Source organism: Stenotrophomonas sp. GSD10 (genome assembly GCF_056172695.1).
Window position 1 is genome coordinate 4,013,501 of the sequence record NZ_JAOCMC010000002.1, and the last position, 24,598, is coordinate 4,038,098.

The following is a 24,598-nucleotide window of genomic DNA, read 5'->3' on the forward strand; positions in this document are numbered from 1 at the left end:
GGGAATCAAGTCCTGACCGGAAGCCTGGCGTCCGCCGGGCATGGCCCGGCGCTACCGGAGTGCCTCAGCCAATCACGCGCTTGAACGGCGGCAGCGCGTCGATGATGCGCTTGCCGTAACGGCGGGTCAGCAGCCGCGAATCGAGGATGACCACGCGGCCGGTGTCGGTGGAGGTGCGGATCAGGCGGCCGGCGAACTGGGTCAGCGTGCGCAGCGCGTGCGGAATGGCGATCAGGTTGAAGGCATTCAGCCCGCGCCCCTCGAACCATTCGCTGAGGGTGGCGGTCTGCGGGTCGGTCGGCACCGCGAACGGTACCTGGGTAATCACCACGGTGGTGCAGGCCTCGCCGGGCAGGTCGAGGCCCTCGCCGAACGAGTTCAGGCCGAACAGCACCGAGCCCTCGCCGGCTGCGACGCGGCGCAGGTGTTCGTCGATCAGGCGGGTCTTGGACATCTCGCCCTGCACCAGCACCTGCTTGCGGCGCGCGGCCGACATCAGGCCGGCCACCTTCTCCATCTTCCAGCGCGAGGTGAACAGCACCATCGAGCCCTTGGCCCAGTCCAGTTCGGTGTCGAGATAGCGTGCCACTTCACGCGGATGGCCTTCGCGGTCGTCCGGGGTGACCGGGAACTTCGGCACGATCAGCTCGGCCTGGTTGGGCAGGTCGAACGGCGAGGACAGCGAGACCATCTCGGCCTGTTCGGGGATGCCGTTGTCGATCGCCAGCGACTGGAAATCGCCACCACCGGTCAGCGTCGCCGAGGTCATCACCACCGAATCCACTTCATCCCACAGCAGCTTGCGCAGCACGTGCGCGGCCGACACCGGCGAGCCGTGCAGCACCAGGTCGCCGTCACGGGTGGCGGTGACCCAGCGCGCCATCGGCGGCGCGCCGTCCTTGTCCTCGCGGCGCCAGGCCTGCCACAGGTTGTACTGCTGTTCGATCATCTCCAGCGCCATGCCCAGGTTGCGCTGCAGACGCTCGCGTGCGGCGTCGTCCGGCTTGCCCTTGGCCACCTGCGCGGTGGCCGCATGCGCCCAGTTGTAGAGGCTGCGGGTATCGTCGGCCAGTGCTTCGATCGGCTCGCGCCAGGCCTCGGGCAGGCGGCCGTTGGCGGCGCGCCACATCGGTTCCTCGTCGGCCGGCGCCGGCATCCACACCCGCTCGATGTGGTCACGGAACACGCGCAGCTGCTTGGCCACGTTGCTGGCCACCTCGATCGCCTCGTTCGGCAGCAGGTTGCCGAGGCGGTCCTTGTCGACCGCGCGGTAGGCACCGGCGATCAGGATCTGCAGGCGACCGGTGCGCTTGGCCATTTCATCCAGCGCCAGGCTGGCCGCGCCCTGGTCGATGGCCACGTTGCCGATGTGATGGCCTTCGTCCAGCACCAGCAGCATGTCCGACGGCGGTGCGATCAACGGCTGGCCGTTGTCGCTGTCGCCGATCGACAGTGCCGACAGCAGCAGCGCGTGGTTGGTGACCACGATCTGCGCATCGCGCACGGTGTTGCGCGAACGCAGCACCGCGCACTGCGCCGAATACGCACAGCGGCGCCCGGCGCAGCCCGAGGCCGGCGTGGTGATGCGGCTGCGCAGGCCGGGGCTGATGGTCTCCGGTGCGTTGTCGATATCACCGTCCCAGCTGCCGCTGGTGAAGGCGTCGGTCAGGCGCTTGGCGATGTCCATCTCGATCGGCGCCAGGGGCCGGTCGAACAGTGGCGCGTCATCCTCGAACATGCCGCCCTGCGAGCCCTCGCCCTGCGCCTCGGCGGCATTGCGCGTGCACAGGTAGCGGGTGCGGCCCTTGGCCAGCGCCACCGTCGCTTCCAGGCCGGTGGCCTTGAGGAAGTTGGGGATATCACGCTCGACCAGCTGCGACTGCAGGGCCACGGTGCCGGTACTGATCACCAGCTTCTTCTTGCTGGCCAGCGCGATCGGCACACCCGCGGTGAGGTAGCCCAGGCTCTTGCCGACGCCGGTGGGCGCCTCGACCACGCCGACGCCGCCACTTTTGGACAGCGCGCGCGACACCACGCCGATCATCTGGCTCTGCGAGCGGCGGGTGGAAAAGCCGGGCGTATTGGCCTGCAGCGTCGTGTACGCCTTGCGGATCGCGTCCTTCAAGGGGTCATCGAGCGTGCGCGGAGCGGCGACAGTTTCGGTCACGCCGGGAACTACCGTGGCTGGATCAGGCCGGCCATTGTCGCATGGCCGGCCGGGTTCACCGTCGCTGGCAGCCTGAACGGGCCAGCGGCGACGCCCGCTGGCGGTCACGGTCCAATGGCCGCGCCGTGGGTGGGGCAGATGCGCCGGGGCGGGCCGGCGCCAGCGGTCAGGCCGCCGGGATCGTGCGGGTGCGCAGCAGGCGCACCAGCGCCCACACCAGCAGCACCACGCCCAGCGCCTCGACCATCGCCAGCGCGAAATGCAGCACTCCGAGGATGGCGCTCAGGCTCGACACGGCGCTGAAATCACCACTGCGCACCATCCACATCGGCAGGATGCCCGCCGCCATGCCGCCGATGCTGGCCAGCAGCAACAGCAGCAGGCCGACCAGGGCACCGGTGCGGGTGGCATCGCGCGGTGCACCCACCACCCAGACCAGGCCCACGCACAGTGCGATCAGCACCGGCAGGCGCACGCCCACCAGGCTCAACACCGTGACCAGCAGGGTTGCGTTGTCCATCGCTCAATCCTCGCCGGCCAGTACCGCCGCACCCTCGCGCAGCGACTGGTAGACCTCATCGGTCTGCGGGCGCACGCCGTGCCACTGCAGGAAGCTCTCGGCGGCCTGTTCGACCAGCATGCCCAGGCCATCGACGGTATTGCGGCATTCCGCCGCGCGCGCCCAGGCCAGGAAGGCGATGGCCGCCTCGCCGTAGTTCAGGTCGACGGCGGTGGTCATCGAGTTGACCAGCGACAGCGGCAGCTTGAACTCGACGTCGCGGTCGCGGCCGGCCGAGGTGGCGTTGACGATCAGTTCGAAGTCGCCCAGCTCGCGCAGGTCTTCCCAGTAGCGGCTGATCGCGCGGCCCGGCTCACCCATCGCATCGATCAGCTCATCGGCGCGTTCCGGCGTGCGGTTGACCACCACCAGCTCGGTGATGCCGGCATCGAGCAGTGCCGGTGCGACGCTGCGCGCCGAACCACCGGCGCCGATGAGCAGCATGCGGCGGCCACGCAGGTCCAGGCCGTGGCGATCGGTCAGGTCGCGCACCAGGCCGATGCCATCGGTGGTGTCGCCGTGCCAGCGGTCGCCCTTGCGCAGCAGTGTGTTGACCGAGCCGGCGCGGCGCGCGCGTGCGGTCAGCGTGGTGCACACCGAGAACGCGGTTTCCTTGTGCGGCAGGGTGACATTGGCGCCGACACCACCCTCGGCGGCGAAGGCCTCCAGGCCGGCCAGGAACGCCTCCGGGGCCAGATCGATGGTGCGGTAGTCGATCGCGATGCCTTCCTGGCGACCGAACGCAGCGTGGATCTGCGGCGACTTCGAGTGGGCAACGGGGTGTCCGAAGACGGCGTAACGGTCGGTCATGGAATCCTCAAGCTGGCTAGACTGATGCTCTTTCGTGCACGGACCTGGATGATGCGTCTCACCCCGCCCCTGCTGGTGCTCGCCGCCAGTCTACTCTCTGCCCCCGTGGCGATGGCGTTGAACGAGTACGGCATCGAAGGCATGGGCGTGGTCTCCACCCGCGCCGACGAGGGCCGCGCCACGATCAGCGCCGATGGCCAGCGCATCGTCTTCGCCCGCCGTGGCGAGGCGGGCTGGGGCCTGTGGCAGGCGCGCGTGGTCGACGGCCGCTGGCAGCAGGCGCAGGCGCTGCCGGTGGACGTGGCCGGCGAGGTGGTCGATCCGTACTTCAGCCGCGACGGGCGCTGGCTGCTGTTCGCGGCCGGGCGCGATGGCCGGCTGGCGCTGTACCGGGCCGCGCTGGCGGCCGATGGCCAACTGGGCAAGGCGCAGCCCTGGCGGGCGACGGTGGACGCCGCGAAGAACGCGGGCCAGCCCTGAGCGCGGATGGCCAGCGGCTGCTGTTTGCCCGCCAGCAGGGACGTGGCGCTGGCTGGGACCTGTTCGTGGCACCTCTGGACGCGCAGGGCGCGCGTGGCCCGGCCAGCGCACTGGCCGCGTTGAACAGCGCCGGGGACGAGACCGACGGCGACTGGCTGGGCAACGACGGCGTGGTGGTGTTCAGCCGTGGCAGCGGCGCGACCGCGCAGGTGTGGAGCAGCGGTTGTGCGTGGAGCGGCGCGGCGCTGCAGCCGTTGGGTCTGTCGTTCAACCAGGCCGGCGGCTGGACCGGCGCGCCGGTGATCGACAACGCCAAGCCGGGCGAAATGATGGTGGCCAGCAGTGCGGCCAAGGCACCGCGTGCCGGTGGCGTGGACGTGTACCGGTTGGCGGTGCCGAAGGTGGCGCCGGTGCCGGGGTGCGTGCCGGGCGCACGCTGACGGCGCTACCGGTAGATCCACGCCATGCGTGGATGATCGTTCGGTAGATGCCAACCTTGGTTGGCACATGCGCAAGCGCCAACCACGGTTGGCGGCTGCCAGAACGCGAGGGTCAGCGCGACAACACCTTGGCGCGCTGCTGCTCGTACTCGACCTCGCTCAACTGGCCATTGTCCTTGCGCTGGTTCAGCGCGGCCAGTTCGGCCTGCACGCTCTCCGGCAGGGCCTGCTCACGGGCCACGTGGCGGGCGGCCGAGAGCTGCTCCGGCGGGCGCTTGCCGGCCCGCCAGGCGGCGATGAAGACACCGACGATGATGGCGCCGAACACCAGCGTACCGATGCCCCAGATCAGCCATTGCATCCATCCCAGTTCGGGTCCCATCGCCTATTCCTCCGTCTATCGAGGCGCTATTGTCAGCGCTCGCGCAGCCATCGCGCCACCTGCGGCGCGAAATAGGTCAGCACGCCATCGGCGCCGGCGCGCTTGAAGCCCAGCAGCGACTCCAGCACGCAGGCCCGCTCGTCCAGCCAGCCATTGGCGAAAGCCGCCTTCATCATCGCGTACTCGCCACTGACCTGGTAGGCGAAGGTCGGCACGCCGAAGGTCTCCTTCACCCGGCGCACCAGGTCCAGGTAGGGCATGCCCGGCTTGACCATCACCATGTCGGCGCCTTCTTCCAGGTCCAGCGCGATCTCGCGCAGCGCCTCGTCGCCGTTGGCCGGGTCCATCTGGTAGGTCTTCTTGTCGGCCTTGCCGAGACTGGCCGCGCTGCCCACCGCATCGCGGAACGGGCCATAGAACGCCGAGGCGTACTTGGCCGAGTAGGCCATGATGCGCACGTTGAGGTGGTGCTCGGCATCCAGCGCGCGGCGGATCGCACCGATGCGGCCGTCCATCATGTCCGACGGCGAGACGATGTCCGCGCCGGCTTCGGCATGCGACACCGACTGCTTGACCAGCGCCTCGACGGTGATGTCGTTCAGCACGTAGCCCTTGTCGTCGATGATGCCGTCCTGGCCATGGGTGGTGTACGGATCCAGCGCCACGTCGGTCATCACCCCCAGTTCCGGGAAGCGCGACTTCAGCGCGCGGATCGCGCGCTGGGCCAGGCCGTCTTCGGACCAGGCGGCCGAAGCGTCCAGCGACTTCAGCGACGGGTCGATCACCGGGAACAGATCGATCACCGGAATGCCCAGCTCCAGCGCCTCTTCGGCCACCTTCAGCAGCTCTTCGATCGACAGCCGGTCCACGCCCGGCATCGACGGCACTGCGGTGCGGCCGGCCTGTTCGTGCACGAACACCGGGTAGATCAGGTCGTCGGTGGTCAGCGTGTTCTCACGCATCAGGCGGCGCGAGAACTCGTCGTGGCGCATGCGGCGCGGGCGGTACAGCGGATGGGACATGGCAGGCTCCGAGGAGTGGCTATTGCAACAGGTAGCCCTGCGGCAGCAGGGGTTCGGGCAAGGGGCGTTCGCCGAGCGCGTCGAGCTGGTCGATTTCGATGGTGCGCACCAGCGCATCCAGCGGCAGGTCGTTCGGCTCCAGGCCGAACGGGTCCTCCATTTCTTCGCCCAGCTGGTCCAGGCCGAAGAAGGCATAGGCCAGCACCGCCGACAGCACCGGCGTGCCCCAGCCCAGCGAGCTGGCCAGGCCGAAGGGCAGCAGCACGCAGAACATCCACGCGCAGCGGTGCAGCAGCAGGGTGTAGGCGAACGGCAGCGGCGTGGTCAGGATTCGCTCGCAACCAGCCTGGATCGACGACATCGCGTGCAGGCGCTGTTCCAGCTGGGTGTAAAGGATCGGGTCCAGTTCGCCACTGCGCAGCGACTGGGCCAGTTCGGCGGCGATCATCGCCAGCAGTGCGTCAGGGACGTTTTCGCGCTGGCCCAGCTGCTCGCGCTGCGGCTTGTCCAGCCAAGGCACGGCCGCCAGCGCCACCACGCGCCCGCGCAGGCGCGCCGCCAGGGCATGGGCGAAGGCCGTGGTGAGGTAGGCGATGCGGCGGCGGCGGCCTGCATCGTCAGGCAGCAGCAGGTGCACCTGGCGGGCCAGCGAGCGCGATTCGTAGACCAGTTGGCCCCACAGCTTGCGGCCTTCCCACCAGCGGTCGTAGCAGGCGCTGTTGCGGAAGCTGAGGAAGATCGACAGGACCAGGCCGAGCAGGGTGAACGGGGTCACCGAGAAGCGCTCGATGCCGGTCGGCGGCGCCAGCTCCACCACCGCCGCCACGGCAATGGACAGGATCAGGATGGCCAGCACCTTCGGCGCGATCGCCGGAACGATCGAGCCGCGCAGGATGTACAGCAGTTGCCAGCCGTGGGGACGGGGTCGGATGATCATGGGGCAGCCGCGCCGGGCGCGGATTCACAGGCACGCGGGGGCTCGCGCAGTCATTCATTGTACGCCCCTGCCCGGCCACCGGCCGTGCGCCTGCGACGCCCGGTCGCACCCGCCGGCGGTTCAGATCACGCCGCCGCCCAAGCCCAGGCGCAGGATGCCAACCACCACCACGATGCCGTTCAGCACCAGCCCGGCCCAGGCCCGGCCACGCTTGCTCGGGTGGGTGAACAGGATGCCCAGCGCGGCGATCACCGCACCGACCGCGGCGAACGGGATCAGGAACCAGTTGCCCCAGCCCAGCAGCGGAATCAGCGCCAGGATCATCCACAACAGCGCCAGTACGCCCCACAACAGACTGATCACACCCATGCCGCTCTCCTGCAGTTGGTTCCTGGCCCCACCATAATCGTTCCCGGGGCCGCCGCCTACTGTCGTTGGCAGGGCTGTCACCGGCACCGTGCTAGCGTCTGCACTGCCTGCCCACGGGCGGGTGTTGGCGCCGATTCAGAGTGGCCCGCCGATGATCGCAACCAGTCCTACAGGGGTCGTGCCATGAACATCCGTTGGGCCGCGCTGGCGGCCATCCTGCTGGTCAGCGCCGGCTGCGCCAGTACGTCCAAGGTGATGCTGGGCCGCGCCCGGGCACCGATCGATCCGGCGCTGGTGCAGATCTATTCGACGCCACCGGCCGGCTCCCAGGAGATTGCCCAGCTGGAGTCGGCCTCGGCGGTCGGCTTCGGCACGCAGGGCCAGACCGATGCTGCGGTGGCACGCCTGAAGCGTGAAGCGGCGGCACTGGGCGCCAATGGCGTGGTGCTGATGGGGGTGGGCAGCAGCGGCTCGCCCGTGGGCATGTCGGTGGGTGCCGGCACCTTCGGTTCGCATGTCGGCGGTGGCGTCGGCATCGGCATTCCGACCACGCAGAAGCGTGCGGCCGGCGTGGCGATCTGGGTGCCGAACCCGGCACCGCCGGCGCGATTGCCGACACAGGTGATCACCCCGCAACCGCAGCGGTGACCAACGCGGACCACCGCAGGGAATGCCGGCCAGCGGCCGGCACTACCCCTGCAACAACCGACGCATCGCTCTGGTAGGTGCCAACCTTGGTTGGCACGAACCCACAGCGCCGACCAAGGTCGGCATCTACCAACACCGGTTGCCGGCCAGCGGCCGGCACTACCCGGTGATGTTCAGCGCTTGTACTTCGGCACGAACACCTTGTTCACCGCGTCGGCCAGCTGGTCCGGCGGCAGCAGGCCCTGGTCGAGCAGGAAGTTGTTGAACGCCAGGCGGTCGAACTTTGCGCCCAGTGCCAGCTCAGTCTGCATGCGCAGTTCCAGGATGCGGGTGTAGCCATAGAAGTAGCTGCCGGCCTGGCCCGGCATGCGCACCATGTAGCGGTCCAGTTCCTGGGTGGCCATCGCCTTGGACAGGCCAACCTGCTCCATCAGCACGCGCTCGCCATTGGCGCGGTCGGTCAGGCCGAGGTTGAGCATCGGGTCGAGCATTGCGCGCGCCGCACGCAGCAGGCGGAACTGCAGGGCGATCATCTGCCCGTCCAGCGGCTCGTACGGCACCATCTCGGCTTCGGCATACAGCGCCCAGCCTTCCACGTTCACCGAATTGAACGCGAACATGGTGCGCGCCAGCGACACGCCACGCTCGACCATCGCGGTGAACTGCAGCTCGTGGCCGGGGCGGCCTTCATGCGCACTCAGGGTCCAGGCGGCCGAACCGAAGTTGAAATCATCGTACTGTGCGCCCGGGCCTGCAGCCGGATTGCCCAGCGGCAGCACGAAGGTGCCCTGCTGCCCGGTGTTGTTGACCAGCGGCGCCGGCAGGAAGTGCGGGGCCGGGCTGGCCGCGCTCTCGGCCGCCGAACCCAGGCGCATCTGCATGGCGCGCTTGGGTACATCGACGATGGCGTGCTCGCGGATCAGCGGATCGATCGCATCGATCACCTTGCGGTAGTGGCCTTCCAGCTGGTCGTCGGCGATCTTGTCGGCCTTCAGCGCGCGGATCACCGCCACCGGGTCGCTCGGGTCGGCCACCTTCAGGCCCTTGTCCTTCACCACCAGCGGCGCCAGCTGCTGCATCGCCGAGCGGGTTTCCATGAACTCCAGCTGCGCGCGCTGCATCAGCAGCTTCGGGTCGATGTCGATGCCGACCTGCTTGAGCTGGTAGGCGTACAGCGGCGCCGGCAGGCGTGCATCGGTGCGCGCCCTGGGCAGCACGTCCTTGCGCGTCCACGCCGCGTAGTCCTTCATCTGCCCGGCCAGCGTCTTCATCGCTTCATCGGCACCGGCGATCTGGTACTTCTTCAGCAGCGACTCGATGCCGCTGATGTAGGTCTCGACGTTGTCCAGCGACTGCTGCACTTCGATCTTCGTCGGCTGCAGCAGGCTGCTGTCCTTCAGCCGCTCCTCGTAGCGCTGGCGCGCCAGCGTGGTGAAGGCGGTGCCGCCCGGCTGCAGGCCGGCATAGGCCTTGAGACGATCGATCGCCTTGGCCCGGCGCTCGGCTGGCACCTGGTCGGACAACAGCAGGTTGAGGCCGCTGAACACCGTCTGCGGTGCGTCGGTCCACGGCAGCAGATACTTCTCGTTGAGCTCGCTGCCTTCGATGTTCTGGTTGGCGGCATGGATCATGATCTCCAGGTCCTGGCGGACGTTGGGATCCTTCTCGGTGGCCAGCTTCGCCTTCAGTTCGTCGCGCGCCCTGGCCATCGCCGCGCGGTAGCGCTTGTCGTTGTCGGGGCCGAGATCGGCCACCTTGTCGTCATAGCCAGGCACGCCGAAGAAGCCGGTTTCCTCTGGCTGGAACGGGCCCTGGGCATCGAGCAGGATCTGCGCCAGTGCATTGCTGCGGGCCACCCAGGCCGGGCTGGCCGGCGTGGCGGCCTTGGCGGTGGGTGCGGCCAGTGCCGGCGGGGCGGACAGCAGCGGGGCGGCGGTCAGGGCCAGGGCAACGGCCAGCGCGATCGGCTTCATGGTGCACTCCAGGACAGGGTTGCCCGCACCCTACGCGCTCAGGGCGATGGCGACAATCGGCTGGAGGTCATGGGCGGACCGGCATGAATGCGCGCGCCCGCCCGGGTATCCGGTCATGGCTCGGGGTAGAAATTGGCAATCACCCCTCGGGTCTCATTCAACACTCTGACGTTGTGATGGGTCTCTTTCGTCCCTGCGGGCAAACCGTTATGACCGAGGTCAGGCGACGACCAGAGATTTATCCGTTCACATGGTGCTCCGGAGCATTCATAGGACATCAGTGTCCTCCATCGTCCAGGCGCATTTTCCGGCGCCTGATAGCCATGCCCATAAGAAAATCTCGGGGGACGAACGGTGGCGTTCGCGGGCTCATGATCTGCACCGAACAGGTGCCCGATCTCGTGGGCAAGGCTGCTGGTCGTGGCACCGAGACAATTCCGTTCCACTACCGCGAATGCGGTTTCCTTCGTCGCAAGCACGCGCTGCGATTGCCCACAGACCGACCGTGACGGACCGGTATCAATGATCATCAGCACGATGTCTGCCTTCTCGATATCACGAACCTGATGCATGACGCCGAGTGCGCCTCTTCTTCCGGCAACCAGATCGTCAAGCGTCTGCGTAACACCGGTTTCCTGATAGCCGGAAAGGACGTTGGCGGCGCGCTCGAATTCAACCTTGATTCCGCTATGAGAGAAACTCTCGTTGGCTAAACAGACGGCCTCCCGCATTTCAGCGAAGACCACCTCACGGTCATCGCCGAGGGCCGTAGTTCCGTAGCCAAACAGGACACGTACTGTCGATGTCGCCTCCTGCTCAACGTCGCCAGAACTGACCACATCGGGCGCATCCGGACTGGCATCGCGAACCGGTGCCTCGCGTGGAAGCCGGCGAAAATCCTTTCGAATCAGCACACCGTCTCGCAGTTCGTATCGAAAGCTCCCAATGTCAAAGATGGCCCTCAGTTGCCCGTCAGCAGCCTCGGTGATCCGAACCGCTCTCTTCGCATCCATGCACGAAGATGGTGCCTTAGATGTAGATGTAGATGCCATCGTTCCGGTCCAACGAAGCCGGGCAGATGGCATCGCAGCCACTGCTCCTGCATCCGTGCCCACCGGGACATAGACCGGGTCTGGAGCCGCATTCAATCGCGGGCCTGCAGTGCGCTCCAATCGCACGATTGCATCGAAGAGATCCACTTCGATCACATCGTCGGTCAATGCCTCTGGGTGAACGTCGACACGGCGAATCCAGTCGACAATGTTATCCTCGTGCTGCTTACGAATCTGCAGACCGGGATCCCATCCGCCGACAGGAATCTCAATGAACTTGGATGCCGCCTGCGCAGTCCAGGATGCACTACTGAACAGCACGACGGCCAGAGAGAATAGAGCTGTTTTCATGATCTACTCGTAGTATCGGTGCCACATGGCATGACGAACGCTACGGCCTTGCTACTGACCACTTGGAGACTTTCGTCACATAGGCTGTGGGAGACAGCGATGTCGAGTAGCATGCGACAAAATCTCCCTATGCAAGCTCAGGATTGGCCAGATCTGAAGCGCTGAAATTCGGCCCCGCCATGCCAGCGATACTCAATTAACTGGCGCTTGCGACACCTGATGGTCCGGCCGCCGGTCCCTCACATCATTGCGCTCATTGAACACAGCGCGGCGCGTATCGCGCTTCACCAGCTGATTGCCGTTGAGGGTATAGCGCCAGACGCCGTGCCTGAATCCCGCGCGTGCGCCCGAGGCCCTCAATCTGATGCTTATGCGCTGCGGCTGGCTGAGCTTGGGGTTTGCATCCGGGGACGTGCTTTTCACCGTTCCCGTCCATTGCACGCTGGACATCGTGACAACTTCGCGATGGACGCCCTGCGCACCATCAGAGCGGTACATGACCTCTTCCGCGGTTTCGAACAAAGGGACGGAAGGATCGCGGACAAGGTGGAGAACAACGTCATACAGGTTGACGGTAATCTCGTCTGCGGCCAACGCAAGCTCATTCACTCGAACCAGACGCACCCATTCCACGGTGTCGCCACTCGCACGCAGGCGCTGCTCTGCCTGGGCCACCAATGTATCGGCAAGCGCCTCCACGAATGGCTCAGCGGCCATGGCCTGCGAGAGCCATACCGGCGCGTAGAGCAGCAACCCCGCCAGCATCCTGATCGCTTCTCTTCGCATTGCATGGACCTCCGGGACAGGACCGACGTCGGCTGCCTGGGGCAGCACGATACGTTTCGATCAATCTCTAGAGGAATGCGGGCAAGGTCGCAATGGTCAACCGCGACAGCCCCAGCCAAGCATGTGTGGCAGGGCATTCTCACGGCTCAACACCCCGATGTAACAAGTCCCGCTTACGACACGACGACCAAGCCAAAGCCCTGCGCTGCGCTGCGCGCGACAGTCGACTGACGGTCGGCGCTCCTCCCGCCGCTTCAAGTGGAGATCACAGCGCAACGCCCTCGCTGCACCCACCACGATCACGGCATTCCTGCAGCGCACACTCGTCCGCCGCTTCATCGTCATCCAGCGCGCTCAGGTCGAAGGTCTGCTTGTTCTCGCCCAGCACGTACATCACCGGGTAATCCCATACGTCATCGCGGCGGCTGCCCTGCACGAACAACCGCCCGTGCGCGCGGGAGCCCTCCAGGGCCACGGTCAGGCCAACGTCGCGCTGGCCGTCGATCGCGGTCTGCATGCTGCCCAGTGGCATCGATCCGGTACGCAGGGGTTCACCGAACGCTTCCACCAGTTCGACACTGCAGCCGGCGCGCCGCAACGCCTCGCGCATCGGCGGGCTCTCGCGTGCCGCCTCGCTCCAGCGCAGCACGCTCCAGGCAACGATGCCGCCGGCCACGCCCAACACCAGCACGACGGTCAGGGGCATCGCCCAGCGCCAGTGCCGACTCCACCATCCGGCGGGTCGGGCGCAGTGGCTGGGAATGGGCGGTGGCAGGGTCATCGGCGGGCTCCTTCCCGGCTATGGATCAGGGTTTCAGGCAACGCCCCAGGAAGGCTTCGGCCACACGGTAACGATGCAGGGCATCGGCACCGGACAGGCCGTGCTTGGCACCCGGGTAGGTCATCAGCTCGAACGGCTGGCCGCGCTTCTGCAGCGCGCTCATCAGGCTGGTCGAATTGGTGAACAGCACGTTGTCGTCGGCCATGCCGTGGATCAGCAGCAGCGGCGAGCGCAGGCCGTCGATGTGGGTCAGCACGCGCGCTTCGCGGTAGCCGGCTTCATTGCGCGCCGGCAGGTCCATGTAGCGCTCGGTGTAGTGGCTGTCATACAGGCCCCAGTCGGTCACCGGGGCACCGGCCACGCCGCAGGCATAGCTGTCGGAGGCCTTGGCCAGCAGCATCAGGGTCATGTAGCCGCCGTTGGACCAGCCCTGTACGCCGATGCGCGCCGGGTCCACCCACGGCTGCTGCTTCAGCCAGGCCACGCCGCGCAGCTGGTCGGTCACTTCCACCGTGCCCTGCTTGCCATACAACGCGCCACCAAAGTCGCGGCCGCGGCGCGGGTGCCGCGGTTGTCCAGCGAGAACACCACGTAACCCTGCTGGGCCAGGTACTGGTTGAACAGGTGATCGCCACGGCCGGGCCAGCTGTCGGTGACGGTCTGGCTGGCCGGGCCGCCGTAGACGTACACCGCCACCGGGTAGCGCTTGGACGGATCGAAACCGGCCGGCTTGATCAGGCTGTAGTTGAGCGGGGTCTTGCCGTCGGCTGCGGTGAGCGTGCCGAACTCGACCGGGCGCTGCGCATCGCGGTAGCGCGCATACGGATGCTTGGGATCGGCCAGGTCGTTCTCGACCAGGGTGGCGATCTTCTCGCCGTTGGCGCGGAACAGTTCGATCTGCGGCGGCGTGCTGCTGTTGGACCAGCTGTCGACATAGACGCTGGCATTGCGGGCGAAGCTGGCGCTGTGCATGCCCGGTGCCTTGGACAGGCGCTGCGGCTGGCCGCCCTGCAGCGACACCGCGTAGATCTGGCTTTCGCGCGAGCTGTCGATGCCGGCGCGGAAGAAGGCCTTGCCGGCCTTCTCATCGACCGCCAGCAGTTCGTCCACCGGCCAGTTGCCCTGGGTCAGCGCGGTGGTCTTGCCTGCGCTGTCGATGCGGTACAGATGCTGGAAACCGGTGCGCTCGGACGACCACAGCACGCTGCCGTCCTGCAGGAAGCGCAGGCTGTTGTGCAGCGGCACCCAGGTCGGGCTGGTCTCGTGGGCGAGCACGCGCTGGCGGTTGGAATCGAGTGCCACTTCCACCAGGTCCAGCTGCTTCTGGTCACGCGACTGGCGCTGGAAGCTCAGGTGCCGGGCATCGCGCCAGTCGACGCGGGCCAGATAGATGTCCTGTTCCTTGCCCAGGTCGACCCAGCGCGGCTGCGCGTCGGCGGCCGGTGCGATCACGCCCAGCTGCACGCGCACGTTGGCATCGCCGGCGGCCGGATAGCGCTGTTCGATCACATCGGTGCGGTCGGCATAGACCTCGTAGCGTTTCTGCACCGGCACCGGCGCTTCGTCGATCCGGGCAAAGGCAATGGCCGAATCATCCGGCGCCCACCAGTAACCGGTGTGGCGGTCCATTTCCTCGTCGGCGACGAACTCGGCCACGCCGTTGCCGATGGTGCTGCTGCCGTCGCCGGTCAGCTGCAGCTGCTTGCCGCTGGCCAGATCGATCACCCACAGGTTGCGGCCGCGGATGAAGCTGACGAAGCCGCCCTTCGGCGACAGCTTGGCGTCGGTGGCGAAGCCTTCGCCGTGGGTCAGCTGGCGCACCGCCGCCTGGCCCTGCTGCTTGAGGTCGTACAGGTACAGCTCGCCGCCCAGCGGGAACAGCAGGCGCTGCGCGTCCGGCGACCACTGGTAATCGACGATGCCGGTCATCGCGGCGATGCGCTGGCGCTCGCGGCGGGCCTTTTCTTCGTCGCTGAGGGTCTCGGTGCCCGGCAGCACGACCTTGGAATCGACCAGCAGGCGGGTCTGGCCGCTCCCAATGTCGTAGCTCCACAGGTCCAGCTGGTTGCGGTCGCTGTCCTTGCCGCGCAGGAAGCTGACCTGCGAACCGTCCGGTGCCACCTTGGGCTTCATCAGGGTCGGGCCGGACAGCGGCAGCGGGCCGGTGATGGCTTCCAGGGTCAGCTTTTCAGCGTGGGCGGCGGTTGTGGTGGCGAGCATGAGGGCGAGCGAAGCGAACAGGTGGCGCATGGAGGATCCCGGCAAACGGCAGGTCCGCCCCCGCGATGGACGCGGAGCGGTCGTCCCCCATCCTAACCAAGCCTGTGCGGGAAGGCAGCATGACCTTCTGCCCATAAGGCGTGCTGACGAGTGCCGACCAACGGTCGGCACCCACCGTACCGGGTCAGCGCTGGCCGAACAGGTGCTTGCGCTCTTCGTCGCTGAGCGGCTTGCCGGCGTTGGGGTTCACCTGCTGGCGCAGGGCATAGGCGCGCTGGGTGGCCGGGCGTGCGGCGATGGCGTCGTGCCAGCGCTTGAGGTTCGGGAACGCGGCGAAATCCACCGGCAGCTTGTCGTAGGCGCCGATCCACGGATAACTGGCCATGTCGGCGATGGTGTACGCGTCGCCGGCCAGGAAGGCGTGCTGGGCCAGGCGCTTGTCCATCACCCCGTGCAGGCGGCGCACCTCGCTGTCGTAGCGCTCGATGGCATACGGGATCTTGTCCGGCGCGTACACGTTGAAGTGGCCCATCTGGCCACTCATCGGGCCCAGGCCGGCCATCTGCCAGAACAGCCACTCCAGGGTGGTCACGCGGCCGCGCGGGTCGCTGGGCAGGAAGCGGCCGGTCTTCTCGGCCAGGTACAGCAGGATCGCGCCGGACTCGAACACGCTCTGCGGTGCGCCGCCATCGGCCGGAGCGTGGTCGACGATCGCCGGCATCTTGTTGTTGGGCGAGATGGCCAGGAATTCAGGCTTGAACTGGTCGCCCGAGCCGATGTTGACCGGGTGGATGCGGTACTCCAGGCCGGCTTCCTCCAGCAGCAGGGTCACTTTGTGGCCGTTCGGGGTGGGCCAGTAATACAGGTCGATCATGGCAGCGGCTCGGGGTACGGAAGGGAACCTGAAGTCTAGTGCGTGAGTTGGGTTGGCACCGTCATGGCGGGCCAGTAACCTCGCCACTCCCCCGCAACGCAGCATCCCCCGCATGAGTGCAAACCGTCCGCCGATCTCCCCCATGTCGACCCTGATCTTCGCCTCGCGCTGGCTGCAGCTGCCGCTGTACCTGGGCCTGATCGTGGCGCAGTGCGTCTATGTGTTCCTGTTCGGCAAGGAACTGTGGCATCTGATCTCACACTCCGCCTCGATGGGCGAACAGCAGATCATGCTGATCGTGCTGGGCCTGATCGACGTGGTGATGATCTCCAACCTGCTGGTGATGGTGATCGTCGGTGGCTACGAGACCTTCGTTTCGCGCCTGCGCCTGGAAGGCCACCCGGACCAGCCGGAATGGCTGAGCCACGTCAACGCCAGCGTGCTGAAAGTGAAGCTGGCGATGGCGATCATCGGCATCTCCTCGATCCACCTGCTGAAGACCTTCATCGCCAGTGGCGCGCTGGGCGGCATCCCGCTGTGCCCGCCGGAGCGGATGGCATCGGCCGCCGCCAACATCGGCGAGCAGACCTGCTCGACCTTCACCGCCGAAGGCGTGCTGTGGCAGACCATCATCCACTGCGTGTTCATCCTGTCGGCCATCGGCATCGCCTGGACCGACAAGCTGATGTCCAGCAGCCACAGCAAGCCGCACGACCACTGATGTCGTTGCCGGCAGTGGCATGACGCCGCTGCCGCATCCCGGCCACCGCCCCTTGTACGCGGCGGTGGCCGGGATGCTAGATTGCACCCTCGCCGTTGCCGGCGGTGGCGTCGGGAAACGTCACCCTGCCGCGCCCGGACCGCAGGTCCCGGCCATGCGTATCAATGATTTACGTCACGTCGTCTTCTAGAGGGGAGCAGGATGTCGCACGTCTCAACGATCACCGCCGCGCGCCGGTGGCTGCCGGTTGCCCTGGCCCTGGCGCTGGCCGCCTGCTCGGGCAAGGAAGAAACACCCGCACCGGCACCGGGCACCGCACCGGCGGCCACCGCGCCGGCCGCCCCGGCGGTCGCGGCCAAGGTGCAGTCGATGGGCACCGAACAGCTGCGTGAATCGGCCAGCCAGGCCCTGCGCGAGAACCGCATGTATGCCCCGGCCGGCGACAACGCCATCGAGTACTACCTCGCCCTGCGCGACAAGACGCCGGACGATGCCTCGGTGAAGAGCGCACTGACCGACCTGCTGCCCTACACCCTGATCGCCGCCGAACAGCACCTGGGCCGCGAGGATTTCACCGAAGCGCAGCGGCTGGTGGCCCTGATCGAGAAAGTGGATGCGTCCGCGCCGGCACTGCCGCGGCTGAAGGATGGCCTGGCCAAGGGCGTGCAGAACGCCGCCAAGCGCACCGAGGCCGAAGCCGAGAAGGCGAAGAAGGACGCCGAGGACCGCAGCAAGCAGCAGACCGAGCAGCAGCGCCTGGCCGAGCAGCGTGCCAAGGAAGCCGACGCCGCCAAGCAGATCGCCGCGCAGCAGGATGCCACGCGTCGCGACAACGAGCGCCAGGAGGCCGAACGCCAGGCCGCCGCCCGTCGCGAGGCCGAGCAGAAGCAGCAGCAGGCCGCTGCCCAGCAGGCCAGTGCCGCACGCCAGGCCGCCGCACCGGCCGCCACTGCTGCACCGAACCTGCGCCCGGTCAGCACACCGGCGCCGCGCTATCCGGCCGAGGCGCTGCGTGCGGGTACCTCCGGCGAAGTGCTGATGGAAATCACGGTCGGCACGGACGGTTCGGTGATCAACGCCCGCGTGCTGCGTGCAACCCCTCGCGCGTGTTTGATCGCGAGGCGCTGAACGCGGTGAAGCGCTGGCGCTTCGAGCCGGTCGGCGCGCCGGTCACCACCCGCCGTACCCTGGTGTTCGCACCGGGCGGCTGACCGCAGAAAAAGGGGACGGAGGGAATCAAGTCGCTTCCGCCCCTCCCTGACGCCAAGGCCCGGCATGCCCGGGCCTTGTGCGTTTCAGGCCGCCGCATCGATCAGCCGCTGCAGCGCAGGGTCGCGCGCGGCCAGGATCTGGAACAGGCCCAGTGCGTGCAGGCCTGGCAGCAGCGCACGCAGGTCGGCCTCGGCAGTGGCGCGGGTGGCAGCGGAACTGGCCGGATCCTGCCAGTGGCGGACGCTGGCCAGGAAGGCACCCACGCTGCCTTTGCGCACGGTGAGGCCGTTCACCTGCACCTCGTTCTGATGGTCGGGGAGGATGTCCTGTGGCTGCATGAGGGTGCTCCTGTGAGATTGGGGGCCCAGTGTGGCGCCCGCGCGCGGGCGTTTCTGCCGTATAACTGCCAATTGATATGGCAGATCAGACACCAGTGCGCTTGATCGCCCCTGCTTTGGCGAACACCGAAGGCGGCCCCAGCGTGCTCGCTTCCCAGCTGCGTGTGCCCGGACGACGCCGCACCGCGCGCCACCAGCATGTGCGCGGCCAATTGCTGGGCGCCCACCGCGGCCTGCTGCGGATCGAGGCCGGCGACCTGCACTGGCTGCTGCCGGCGGGGCACGTCGCCTGGCTTCCGCCCTCGCTGCCCCACGCACTGGTGGGCGCGGACGAGTTCGATGGCTGGAGCCTGTACTTCAGCGCTGCGGCCTGCATGGAACTGCCCACGACACCGCGCGTTTTCCAGCCCAGCACGCTGTTGCAGGCCGCGACGCTGCGGGCGCTGCAATGGCAGCATCGGGCACTGGACGCGGCGCAGGAACGCCTGGCCGGCGTGATCGCCGATGAGATCACTGCCAGCACACCGCTACCGCTTGCCCTGCCGCAACCGCGCGACCGACGCCTGCGGCGGATCGCCGCCGCACTGGCACGCGCCCCGCACGACAACCGCAGCATCGAGGACTGGGCCGCCAGCGGCGGGCTGTCCAGCCGCAGCCTTGCCCGGCATTGGCTGGCCGAGACCGGCATGACGCTGAGCCAGTGGCGGCAGCGACTTCGCGTGCTGCTGGCGCTGCCACACCTGCTGATGGGTGAGTCGGTGATCAGTGTTGCGCTGTCGATGGGCTACGACACGCCCAGTGCCTTCATCGCCGTGTTCAAGCGCGAGATGGGGGTGACGCCGGCGCGGTATGGAAAAGGGGACGGAGGGGATTAAGTCGCTTCTGCCCGGCCCCACAGCCCTGCGCGGCAACCTCTGATGGCCTTGCCTGCGATGGTCACGGCACGCTGGGACTCCCTTGCAAACGTGGATTCCCATGCCCAGACAAGCGCGCCTGATGTTGGCCGGCTACGCCTATCACGTGACCCAGCGCGGAGTGAACAGAGGTGCAATCTTCGTCGACGATATCGACCGGCAGCTGTTCCTTCACCTGCTGCGCAGTGCATTCGACAAGTACCACGTAGCGCTGCATGCATATGTACTGATGGACAACCACATCCATCTTCTGGCCACGCCAACGACGCCGCTGGGGCTGGCCAACGCCATGCGCGTGCAGGGCAACAACTACGTGCAGGCCTTCAACCAGCGGCATGGACGCAGCGGCCCGCTCTGGCAGGGCCGCTTTCATTCCTCGATGATCGATGCCGATGCCTATCTTCTCAGCGTGTACCGCTACATCGAGCGCAACCCGGTCCGGGCCGGCATGGTCGCCGCTGCGGGAGATCATCCGTGGTCCAGCGCGCAGGCCCATCTGAACCAGCGCGACGATCCTCTGCTGACGCCGCACCCCGCCTTCCTGGCGATTTCACCCGACACCGAACGCAGAGCCGCACTGTATGCGCAGTTCCTGCGCGATACAGGCGCGTCCGCCGACGTGCCTGCCATCCGTGCCCATAGCAGCAGGCAACGACCGTTGGGGGACGCAGCCTTCCTGCAGCGGGTGGAAGAGACCCTTGGGCGATCCGTGGTGATGCGGGCCAGGGGACGCCCTCGCAAAACGGGGACGGAAGAGGCAAAAGCGACTTAATCCCCTCCGTCCCCTTTTTTGCGGTCAGCCGGAAATGGCCAGGCGCTCGTTGTGGTACCGGCGCACGGCGGCGAACCACAGCACTGCGGCCAGGCCCAGGCTGGCGCCGAGGTAGATCGCCCACACCGATGGGGTGATCATCTCGTGGCGGATCACCTTCAGCAGCATCTGGTTCTGCGACAGGAACGGCACTGCGTACTGCCACAGTTCGCTCTTCAGCGGATACGCCACCAGCGCGTAGCCCGGCAGCATCGGCAGCAGCATCAACCAGGTCATGTGGCTCTGCGCTTCCTTCATGCTCTTGGCGGCGGCCGAGAGGAAGGTCAGCAGCGAGGTGCCGATCAGCAGCATCGGCAGCATCACCAGCAACATCTGCAGCATCGAGCCGATGTTCATGTTGAACTGGCGACCGACATTGCCCGGTGCGATCTGCGCGCTCACCTTGAACGCCACCAGGGTCAACAGCAGCGAGATGAAGCCGACCACGCAGGCCGCCGCGATCTTGCCGCTGACGATCGCGCTGCGCGAGCCGGGCGTGGCCAGCAACGGTTCCAGCGACTGCCGCTCACGCTCACCGGCGGTGGCATCCATCACCAGATAGGCGCCACCGATGAACGAGGTCAGGGTCAGCAGCACCGGCAGCAGCATCGACAGGATCATGCCGCGCTTGGCTTCGGCACTTGCCATATCCTGGCGTGCCACATCCAGTGGGCGCGCCACCTGCGCGTCGATGCCACGCGACATCAGCCGCAGCGCGCCCACCTGGCCGTTGTAGGTGGCCAGGGCAGCTTCCAGGCGCGCACTGGGAACTTCAGCGGCGCGACGGGTGCTGTCCTTGATCACCTCCACCAGTGCCGGCTTGCCATCGGCCCAGTTGCTGCCGAAGTCATCGCTGATGCGCAGCGCGACGTCGATGTCCTGGCTGCGGATCGCCTCCGCCAGTTCCTTCGGTGCCGGGGTGGCATTGAGGCCCTGCGCAGCGAGGAAGCGCACCAGGTTGGGCGCGTTCTCCGCACCGATGGTGGGAATCTGCAACGGTTGTTCGATCTGCGTGCGCACCCGGCTTTCGGCCAGCTTGCCCATGCCCAGCAGCAGTACCGGGTACAGCAGCGGCCCGAACAGCAGGGTCAGCAGCAACGTGCGGCGATCGCGCGACAGATCGCGCAGTTCCTTGCGCATCACCGTCATCAAGGTCGACATCATGCTCATGCGTGCAGGCCCTCTTCGCTGCCGATCAGTGTCACGAATGCATCTTCCAGATTGGGCTCGCCGGCCTGCGCGCGCAGTTCATCGGCACTGCCGGCGGCCATCACCGTGCCCTTGGCAATGATCACGATGTGGTCGCACAGCGCCCCGACCTCCTGCATGATGTGGCTGGACAGGATCACGCAGCGGCCTTCTTCGCGCAGCCCCAGCAGGAAACGGCGCAGTGCGCGGGTGGTCATCACGTCCAGGCCGTTGGTCGGTTCATCCAGGATGACATTGCGCGGGTCGTGCACCAGCGCGCGCGCGATCGCGGTCTTGGTGCGCTGGCCCTGCGAGAAGCCATCGGTCTGCCGGTCGAGGATGTCGCCCATGTCCAGTGCATGGGACAGCACCTCGATGCGTTCGCGGATCTTCTGCGCGGACAGGCCGTGCAGTTCGCCGAAGTAGGCGATGTTCTCGCGTGCGGTCAAGCGCTTGTAGACGCCACGCGCATCGGGCAGCACGCCGAGGTGGCGGCGCACTTCCACCGGGTCGCGCGCAGCGTCGATGCCATCGACGGTGATGCTGCCCTGGTCGGGGGTCATCAGCGTGTAGAGCATGCGCATGGTGGTGGTCTTGCCGGCGCCGTTGGGGCCAAGCAGGCCGGTGATGCGGCCATCCTCGGCGCGGAAGCCGACGTTGGACACCGCCTGGATGCGCCCGCTGCGGGTGTCGAAGGCCTTGTGCAGGTTGTCGGCGACGATCATGGTTCCCATCCGTTGAACGAGGTGAACGCCGGCACGTAGCTCAGCGTGTCCAGGCAGCTGGCGTCGAGCGCCTTGGCATCGGTCTTGTCGATGAACTGGCCGAGCAGGCGCGGCATGCAGCCGGCAGCCAGGGTGCCGTGGCCCTGACCGCGGGCCACCAGCGCGCGGCCGTTGGGCAGGCCCTTGAGGACCTGTTCGGCGTAGCGCGGCGGGGTGACCGGATCCAGCTCACCGGACAACAGCAGCGCCGGTACCTCACTGCGCAGAGGTTCGGCATTGGCCGGCGCCGCGGGCTGGTGCGGCCATACCGGGCAGGCGGCGAAAAATGCACTGGCCACTTCGTTGCCGAACAGGCGGTCGGGGTTCGCAGGCGGTGCGCGGTAGCGCGGCGCATCCTCGCTGCAGATCACCGACCACTGCATGCCGCGGTTGATCTGGAAATCCATGCTGCGGTTGGCACCGCGCGCCAGCGACGCCAGCGGTGCATAGCGGCCCTGTGCGGCTTCATCCAGCACCAGCGGCAGCAGCGAGGAGAACTGCGGCACGTAGGAGAAGGCGAACGCCAGGCCCACCACGCTGTCCGGGCTCAGCACGTCCTGGCGTGGCGCGTTGGTGCCCGGGTCGCGATAGTCAACGGTTACCGGTGCACGGCGCAGGGTTGCGACCACGCTGCGCAGCTGGGCAGCGGTATCGACCGGGAAACGCTTGCTGCACGCCGCATTCTTGCGGCACTGCGCTGCCTGTAGCGTGATCGCGTCTTCGAAGGTGTTGGCGAAATCTCCGCCGACCACCAGCTCATTGGGCACTACGCCATCGATGACGATGCTACGGGTGTGCTGCGGGTAGGCGCCGGCATAGCGCTGGGCCACCCGAGTGCCGTAGGAGCCGCCGACCAGGTTCAGCTGGTCCACGCCCAATGCCCGGCGTACCGCGTCCAGGTCGGCGATTGCCTCGCTGGTGGTGTAGAAGCGCGCGTCGGCGCGTCCCTTCAGCGATGCGGCGCAGCGCTGGGCGTAGTCGCGCAGCAGGGCCTCGCTGGGAGCGGCCTCCTCGTCGATGGGCAGCGGCTTGCCGTCCGCGCCGAGGCAGCTCAGCGGATTGGAGCCGCCGGTACCGCGCTGGTCGATCAGGAAGATGTCGCGCTGCTTGCGGACCTGGCGCAGCGCGGTGTCGACGATGACCGCCACTTCGCTGGCGGCCTGGCCGGGGCCGCCGGCAAGGAAGAACACCGGATCGGGTTGGCTGGCACCATTGTCGCCCGACTCCAGCCAGGCAATGCGCAGGTCGATGCGGCGACCGTCAGGCCGGGCGCGGTCTTCGGGTACCTGCAGCGTGGTGCATTGGGCCGCGACGTTGGCGCTGGCGCCTTCGCTGGACAGCGTGCAGGGCTGGAATGCCAGCGTGCCGTAGCGGCGGCTGGGTGCATCGGCACCGCCCTCGGCATTGCCCGAGGGTGATGGACTGCAGCCGGCCAGCATCAGGCTGGCCAGCATGGTGGCCAGTGCGAGGTGGTGTCTTTGCATCGTGCTCGTTTCCCCTGGAGGACGTTCCTGCCGACCACGACGGGCTGCCGCGGAAGATGTGACCCAACTTACACGGGCACGGCGTCGGCGGCGATGGGCAAGGGCGAAACCGCCTCCGGGGCTGCACAGACCAGGCGGTCGCGTCCCTCGGCCTTGGCACGGTAGAGGGCGGCGTCGGCAGCCGCCAGCAACAGCCCCAGCTCGCCCTGCCCGGCGTCCACGGCCAGGCCGACGCTGGCGGTGACGGCCACCGGCCCCTGGGCCAGGGGCGCCGGCCACTGCTGCAGGCGCACACGGATCATCGCCGCCAGTTCCACCGCTTCGCGCTGCGAGCTGCCTGCCAGCACCAGCACGAACTCCTCGCCACCGTAGCGCCCCAGAAGGTGGTCGCGTCCGCGCAGGCACTGCTGCAGCACATGGGCAAAGTGGCGCAGCACGTCGTCGCCGGCCGGATGGCCCCAGCGGTCGTTGATCGTCTTGAAGTGGTCCACGTCGATCAGCAGCAGCACCAACGGTCGTCGCTGGCGGCGCAACTGCTGCAACCGGGCCTGGCCGTCGGCCAGCACCGCACTGCGGTTGAGCAGGCCGGTCAGTCCATCGGTACGCGCGGCATGGCGAAGATCGACCAGCATGCGTTCAACCAGCAGCAGCACCATGGCGAAGCAGCGCGCCAGCTCCAGCATCACGCCGGCCAGATAGGTGGCAAACATCGGTGATCCGGTGCGCATGATGTCCTCGCCGGCGTCAGGCGCAACCGGCAGCCACAGTCGAACCGCATACAGCGCGGCCTCAGCCAGGAACACCGCCGCGGCCAGCCGGCAACTGGTGCGCTGCTGCGGCGGCGCGTAGCGCAGCAGCAGCACGGCAATCCAGCCGTTGACCAGCACCGCGAACACACTGAACACCTGCAGGCGGATGCCCAGGTCGGGCCACATCACCAGGAACGCGAAGATGCAGGCCATGAACGTGGCCGCCAGCAGCAGCGGGCGCCACAGCGGCAACGGTCGCTCCAGATGCAGGGCCACGCCCCGCAGCATCATCAGACCGCAGGCCGCCATTGCCGCGTTGCCGGCCAGCACCGCGGGGACCAGCGGCAGATACGGGCGCAATGCCAGCAGGGTCACCCCCAACGTCATCAGCCACAGGCTGATCGTCCATTGGCGCAGCACCGGTTGCCCCCGCAGCACCAGCAGCAGCAGCGAAAACCCCATCGCGATGCCGATGCAGAGCAGGAAGCCAAGCACGGTGATGGTAGGGAAATGCAGGGACATTCGCCGCTCGTCGGCAGGGGCGCCGCGCGCATCTTAGCGCCTTG

Annotated in this window: 21 protein-coding genes and 3 pseudogenes; 6 read left to right on the forward strand and 18 right to left on the reverse strand. The window is 67.5% G+C overall.

The features are described 5' to 3' along the window. Nucleotides 1-64: 64 nt before the first annotated feature. The 3 genes from dinG to aroE form a co-directional block, all read right to left on the reverse strand. On the reverse strand, nt 65-2,167 hold the full coding sequence (dinG, locus tag N4G47_RS18720; protein WP_475289469.1) for an ATP-dependent DNA helicase DinG: 2,103 nt from the start codon (nt 2,165-2,167) through the stop codon (nt 65-67). A 166-nt stretch (nt 2,168-2,333) separates the two neighbouring features. Further along, nucleotides 2,334-2,687, reverse strand: coding sequence for a hypothetical protein (locus N4G47_RS18725; RefSeq protein WP_475289472.1), 354 nt, complete (start codon nt 2,685-2,687; stop codon nt 2,334-2,336). Nucleotides 2,688-2,690: 3 nt separating this feature from the next. Then, on the reverse strand, nt 2,691-3,536 hold the full coding sequence (aroE, locus tag N4G47_RS18730; RefSeq protein ID WP_475289474.1) for a shikimate dehydrogenase: 846 nt from the start codon (nt 3,534-3,536) through the stop codon (nt 2,691-2,693). Between the two features lie 48 nt (nt 3,537-3,584). Here aroE and N4G47_RS18735 point away from each other — a divergent pair. Next, nucleotides 3,585-4,456, forward strand: a pseudogene (locus N4G47_RS18735) (TolB family protein). Nucleotides 4,457-4,568: 112 nt separating this feature from the next. On the opposite strand, the gene N4G47_RS18740 reads toward N4G47_RS18735, so the two are convergent. The 4 genes from N4G47_RS18740 to N4G47_RS18755 all read right to left on the reverse strand — a co-directional run bounded on the left by N4G47_RS18740 (nt 4,569) and on the right by N4G47_RS18755 (nt 7,166). After that, entirely contained in the window at nt 4,569-4,838 is a 270-nt protein-coding gene (locus N4G47_RS18740; protein WP_010482214.1) for a gas vesicle protein GvpG, read from the reverse strand. A gap of 32 nt (nt 4,839-4,870) precedes the next feature. After that, nucleotides 4,871-5,860, reverse strand: coding sequence for a porphobilinogen synthase (hemB, locus tag N4G47_RS18745; protein WP_249842523.1), 990 nt, complete (start codon nt 5,858-5,860; stop codon nt 4,871-4,873). 19 nt (nt 5,861-5,879) lie between these two features. Further along, nucleotides 5,880-6,797 carry a bestrophin family protein gene (locus N4G47_RS18750; RefSeq protein WP_107232537.1) on the reverse strand — a complete coding sequence of 306 codons (918 nt, stop codon included), beginning with the start codon at nt 6,795-6,797 and terminating at the stop codon, nt 5,880-5,882. Between the two features lie 120 nt (nt 6,798-6,917). Next, nucleotides 6,918-7,166 carry a hypothetical protein gene (locus N4G47_RS18755; protein WP_006475755.1) on the reverse strand — a complete coding sequence of 83 codons (249 nt, stop codon included), beginning with the start codon at nt 7,164-7,166 and terminating at the stop codon, nt 6,918-6,920. 183 nt (nt 7,167-7,349) lie between these two features. Here N4G47_RS18755 and N4G47_RS18760 point away from each other — a divergent pair, with 183 nt between their 5' ends. After that, nucleotides 7,350-7,814 carry a hypothetical protein gene (locus N4G47_RS18760; RefSeq protein WP_475289477.1) on the forward strand — a complete coding sequence of 155 codons (465 nt, stop codon included), beginning with the start codon at nt 7,350-7,352 and terminating at the stop codon, nt 7,812-7,814. Nucleotides 7,815-7,987: 173 nt separating this feature from the next. On the opposite strand, the gene N4G47_RS18765 is transcribed toward N4G47_RS18760, so the two are convergent. The 6 genes and pseudogenes from N4G47_RS18765 to N4G47_RS18790 all read right to left on the reverse strand — a co-directional run bounded on the left by N4G47_RS18765 (nt 7,988) and on the right by N4G47_RS18790 (nt 15,851). Then, entirely contained in the window at nt 7,988-9,787 is a 1,800-nt protein-coding gene (locus N4G47_RS18765) for a DUF885 domain-containing protein (protein ID WP_475289479.1), read from the reverse strand. A 113-nt stretch (nt 9,788-9,900) separates the two neighbouring features. Further along, nucleotides 9,901-11,190: a M12 family metallo-peptidase gene (locus tag N4G47_RS18770; protein WP_475289481.1), complete on the reverse strand. Its 1,290-nt coding sequence runs from the start codon at nt 11,188-11,190 to the stop codon at nt 9,901-9,903. A 192-nt stretch (nt 11,191-11,382) separates the two neighbouring features. After that, nucleotides 11,383-11,976 (reverse strand): hypothetical protein, encoded by a 594-nt coding sequence (locus tag N4G47_RS18775; RefSeq protein WP_475289483.1) that lies wholly within the window; start codon nt 11,974-11,976, stop codon nt 11,383-11,385. A 265-nt stretch (nt 11,977-12,241) separates the two neighbouring features. Then, the gene (locus tag N4G47_RS18780; protein WP_475289485.1) at nt 12,242-12,757 is read right to left on the reverse strand and encodes a cytochrome c oxidase assembly factor Coa1 family protein; all 516 of its coding nucleotides are present in this window, start codon (nt 12,755-12,757) and stop codon (nt 12,242-12,244) included. 25 nt (nt 12,758-12,782) lie between these two features. Beyond that, nucleotides 12,783-15,007: pseudogene (locus tag N4G47_RS18785) on the reverse strand (S9 family peptidase). Nucleotides 15,008-15,161: 154 nt separating this feature from the next. Further along, nucleotides 15,162-15,851: a glutathione binding-like protein gene (locus N4G47_RS18790; protein ID WP_475289488.1), complete on the reverse strand. Its 690-nt coding sequence runs from the start codon at nt 15,849-15,851 to the stop codon at nt 15,162-15,164. A 112-nt stretch (nt 15,852-15,963) separates the two neighbouring features. Between N4G47_RS18790 and N4G47_RS18795 the strand changes: the two genes are divergently transcribed. Further along, entirely contained in the window at nt 15,964-16,572 is a 609-nt protein-coding gene (locus tag N4G47_RS18795; RefSeq protein WP_475289492.1) for a TIGR00645 family protein, read from the forward strand. 201 nt (nt 16,573-16,773) lie between these two features. After that, nucleotides 16,774-17,783, forward strand: a pseudogene (locus tag N4G47_RS18800) (energy transducer TonB). An 84-nt stretch (nt 17,784-17,867) separates the two neighbouring features. Here the strand turns inward: N4G47_RS18800 and N4G47_RS18805 are convergent. Further along, complete coding sequence (locus N4G47_RS18805) at nt 17,868-18,122, reverse strand: hypothetical protein (RefSeq protein ID WP_107232544.1); 255 nt, start codon at nt 18,120-18,122, stop codon at nt 17,868-17,870. A 77-nt stretch (nt 18,123-18,199) separates the two neighbouring features. Between N4G47_RS18805 and N4G47_RS18810 the strand changes: the two genes are divergently transcribed. Together N4G47_RS18810 and N4G47_RS18815 are read left to right on the forward strand one after the other, a co-directional pair. Continuing rightward, complete coding sequence (locus N4G47_RS18810) at nt 18,200-18,997, forward strand: AraC family transcriptional regulator (RefSeq protein WP_475289495.1); 798 nt, start codon at nt 18,200-18,202, stop codon at nt 18,995-18,997. Nucleotides 18,998-19,097: 100 nt separating this feature from the next. Then, nucleotides 19,098-19,808, forward strand: a complete 711-nt coding sequence (locus tag N4G47_RS18815; protein WP_475289498.1) for an REP-associated tyrosine transposase — start codon at nt 19,098-19,100, stop codon at nt 19,806-19,808. A gap of 24 nt (nt 19,809-19,832) precedes the next feature. Here N4G47_RS18815 and N4G47_RS18820 read toward each other — a convergent pair whose 3' ends face one another. The 4 genes from N4G47_RS18820 to N4G47_RS18835 all read right to left on the reverse strand — a co-directional run bounded on the left by N4G47_RS18820 (nt 19,833) and on the right by N4G47_RS18835 (nt 24,554). Then, nucleotides 19,833-21,017 (reverse strand): ABC transporter permease, encoded by a 1,185-nt coding sequence (locus N4G47_RS18820; RefSeq protein ID WP_475289500.1) that lies wholly within the window; start codon nt 21,015-21,017, stop codon nt 19,833-19,835. Further along, nucleotides 21,014-21,760, reverse strand: a complete 747-nt coding sequence (locus N4G47_RS18825) for an ABC transporter ATP-binding protein (protein WP_107232550.1) — start codon at nt 21,758-21,760, stop codon at nt 21,014-21,016. Before N4G47_RS18825 ends, N4G47_RS18820 begins: the two co-directional genes overlap by 4 nt. Further along, nucleotides 21,757-23,283 carry an alpha/beta hydrolase gene (locus N4G47_RS18830; RefSeq protein WP_475289503.1) on the reverse strand — a complete coding sequence of 509 codons (1,527 nt, stop codon included), beginning with the start codon at nt 23,281-23,283 and terminating at the stop codon, nt 21,757-21,759. The genes N4G47_RS18825 and N4G47_RS18830 overlap by 4 nt, the downstream gene beginning before the upstream one ends. A gap of 68 nt (nt 23,284-23,351) precedes the next feature. Continuing rightward, entirely contained in the window at nt 23,352-24,554 is a 1,203-nt protein-coding gene (locus N4G47_RS18835) for a GGDEF domain-containing protein (protein ID WP_475289505.1), read from the reverse strand. Between the last annotated feature and the right edge of the window lie 44 nt (nt 24,555-24,598).

Coding starts and splice junctions, on each gene's coding strand:
- N4G47_RS18770 (WP_475289481.1), bottom strand. CDS start 11,190: ATGAAAACAGCTCTATTCTCTCTGGCCGTCGTGCTGTTCAGTAGTGCA.
- N4G47_RS18835 (WP_475289505.1), bottom strand. CDS start 24,554: ATGTCCCTGCATTTCCCTACCATCACCGTGCTTGGCTTCCTGCTCTGC.
- N4G47_RS18775 (WP_475289483.1), bottom strand. CDS start 11,976: ATGCGAAGAGAAGCGATCAGGATGCTGGCGGGGTTGCTGCTCTACGCG.
- N4G47_RS18825 (WP_107232550.1), bottom strand. CDS start 21,760: ATGATCGTCGCCGACAACCTGCACAAGGCCTTCGACACCCGCAGCGGG.
- N4G47_RS18780 (WP_475289485.1), bottom strand. CDS start 12,757: ATGACCCTGCCACCGCCCATTCCCAGCCACTGCGCCCGACCCGCCGGA.
- N4G47_RS18740 (WP_010482214.1), bottom strand. CDS start 4,838: ATGGGACCCGAACTGGGATGGATGCAATGGCTGATCTGGGGCATCGGT.
- N4G47_RS18795 (WP_475289492.1), top strand. CDS start 15,964: ATGAGTGCAAACCGTCCGCCGATCTCCCCCATGTCGACCCTGATCTTC.
- N4G47_RS18755 (WP_006475755.1), bottom strand. CDS start 7,166: ATGGGTGTGATCAGTCTGTTGTGGGGCGTACTGGCGCTGTTGTGGATG.
- N4G47_RS18805 (WP_107232544.1), bottom strand. CDS start 18,122: ATGCAGCCACAGGACATCCTCCCCGACCATCAGAACGAGGTGCAGGTG.
- N4G47_RS18750 (WP_107232537.1), bottom strand. CDS start 6,797: ATGATCATCCGACCCCGTCCCCACGGCTGGCAACTGCTGTACATCCTG.
- N4G47_RS18810 (WP_475289495.1), top strand. CDS start 18,200: ATGGCAGATCAGACACCAGTGCGCTTGATCGCCCCTGCTTTGGCGAAC.
- N4G47_RS18765 (WP_475289479.1), bottom strand. CDS start 9,787: ATGAAGCCGATCGCGCTGGCCGTTGCCCTGGCCCTGACCGCCGCCCCG.
- N4G47_RS18725 (WP_475289472.1), bottom strand. CDS start 2,687: ATGGACAACGCAACCCTGCTGGTCACGGTGTTGAGCCTGGTGGGCGTG.
- aroE (WP_475289474.1), bottom strand. CDS start 3,536: ATGACCGACCGTTACGCCGTCTTCGGACACCCCGTTGCCCACTCGAAG.
- hemB (WP_249842523.1), bottom strand. CDS start 5,860: ATGTCCCATCCGCTGTACCGCCCGCGCCGCATGCGCCACGACGAGTTC.
- N4G47_RS18815 (WP_475289498.1), top strand. CDS start 19,098: ATGCCCAGACAAGCGCGCCTGATGTTGGCCGGCTACGCCTATCACGTG.
- N4G47_RS18820 (WP_475289500.1), bottom strand. CDS start 21,017: ATGAGCATGATGTCGACCTTGATGACGGTGATGCGCAAGGAACTGCGC.
- N4G47_RS18830 (WP_475289503.1), bottom strand. CDS start 23,283: ATGCAAAGACACCACCTCGCACTGGCCACCATGCTGGCCAGCCTGATG.
- N4G47_RS18790 (WP_475289488.1), bottom strand. CDS start 15,851: ATGATCGACCTGTATTACTGGCCCACCCCGAACGGCCACAAAGTGACC.
- N4G47_RS18760 (WP_475289477.1), top strand. CDS start 7,350: ATGAACATCCGTTGGGCCGCGCTGGCGGCCATCCTGCTGGTCAGCGCC.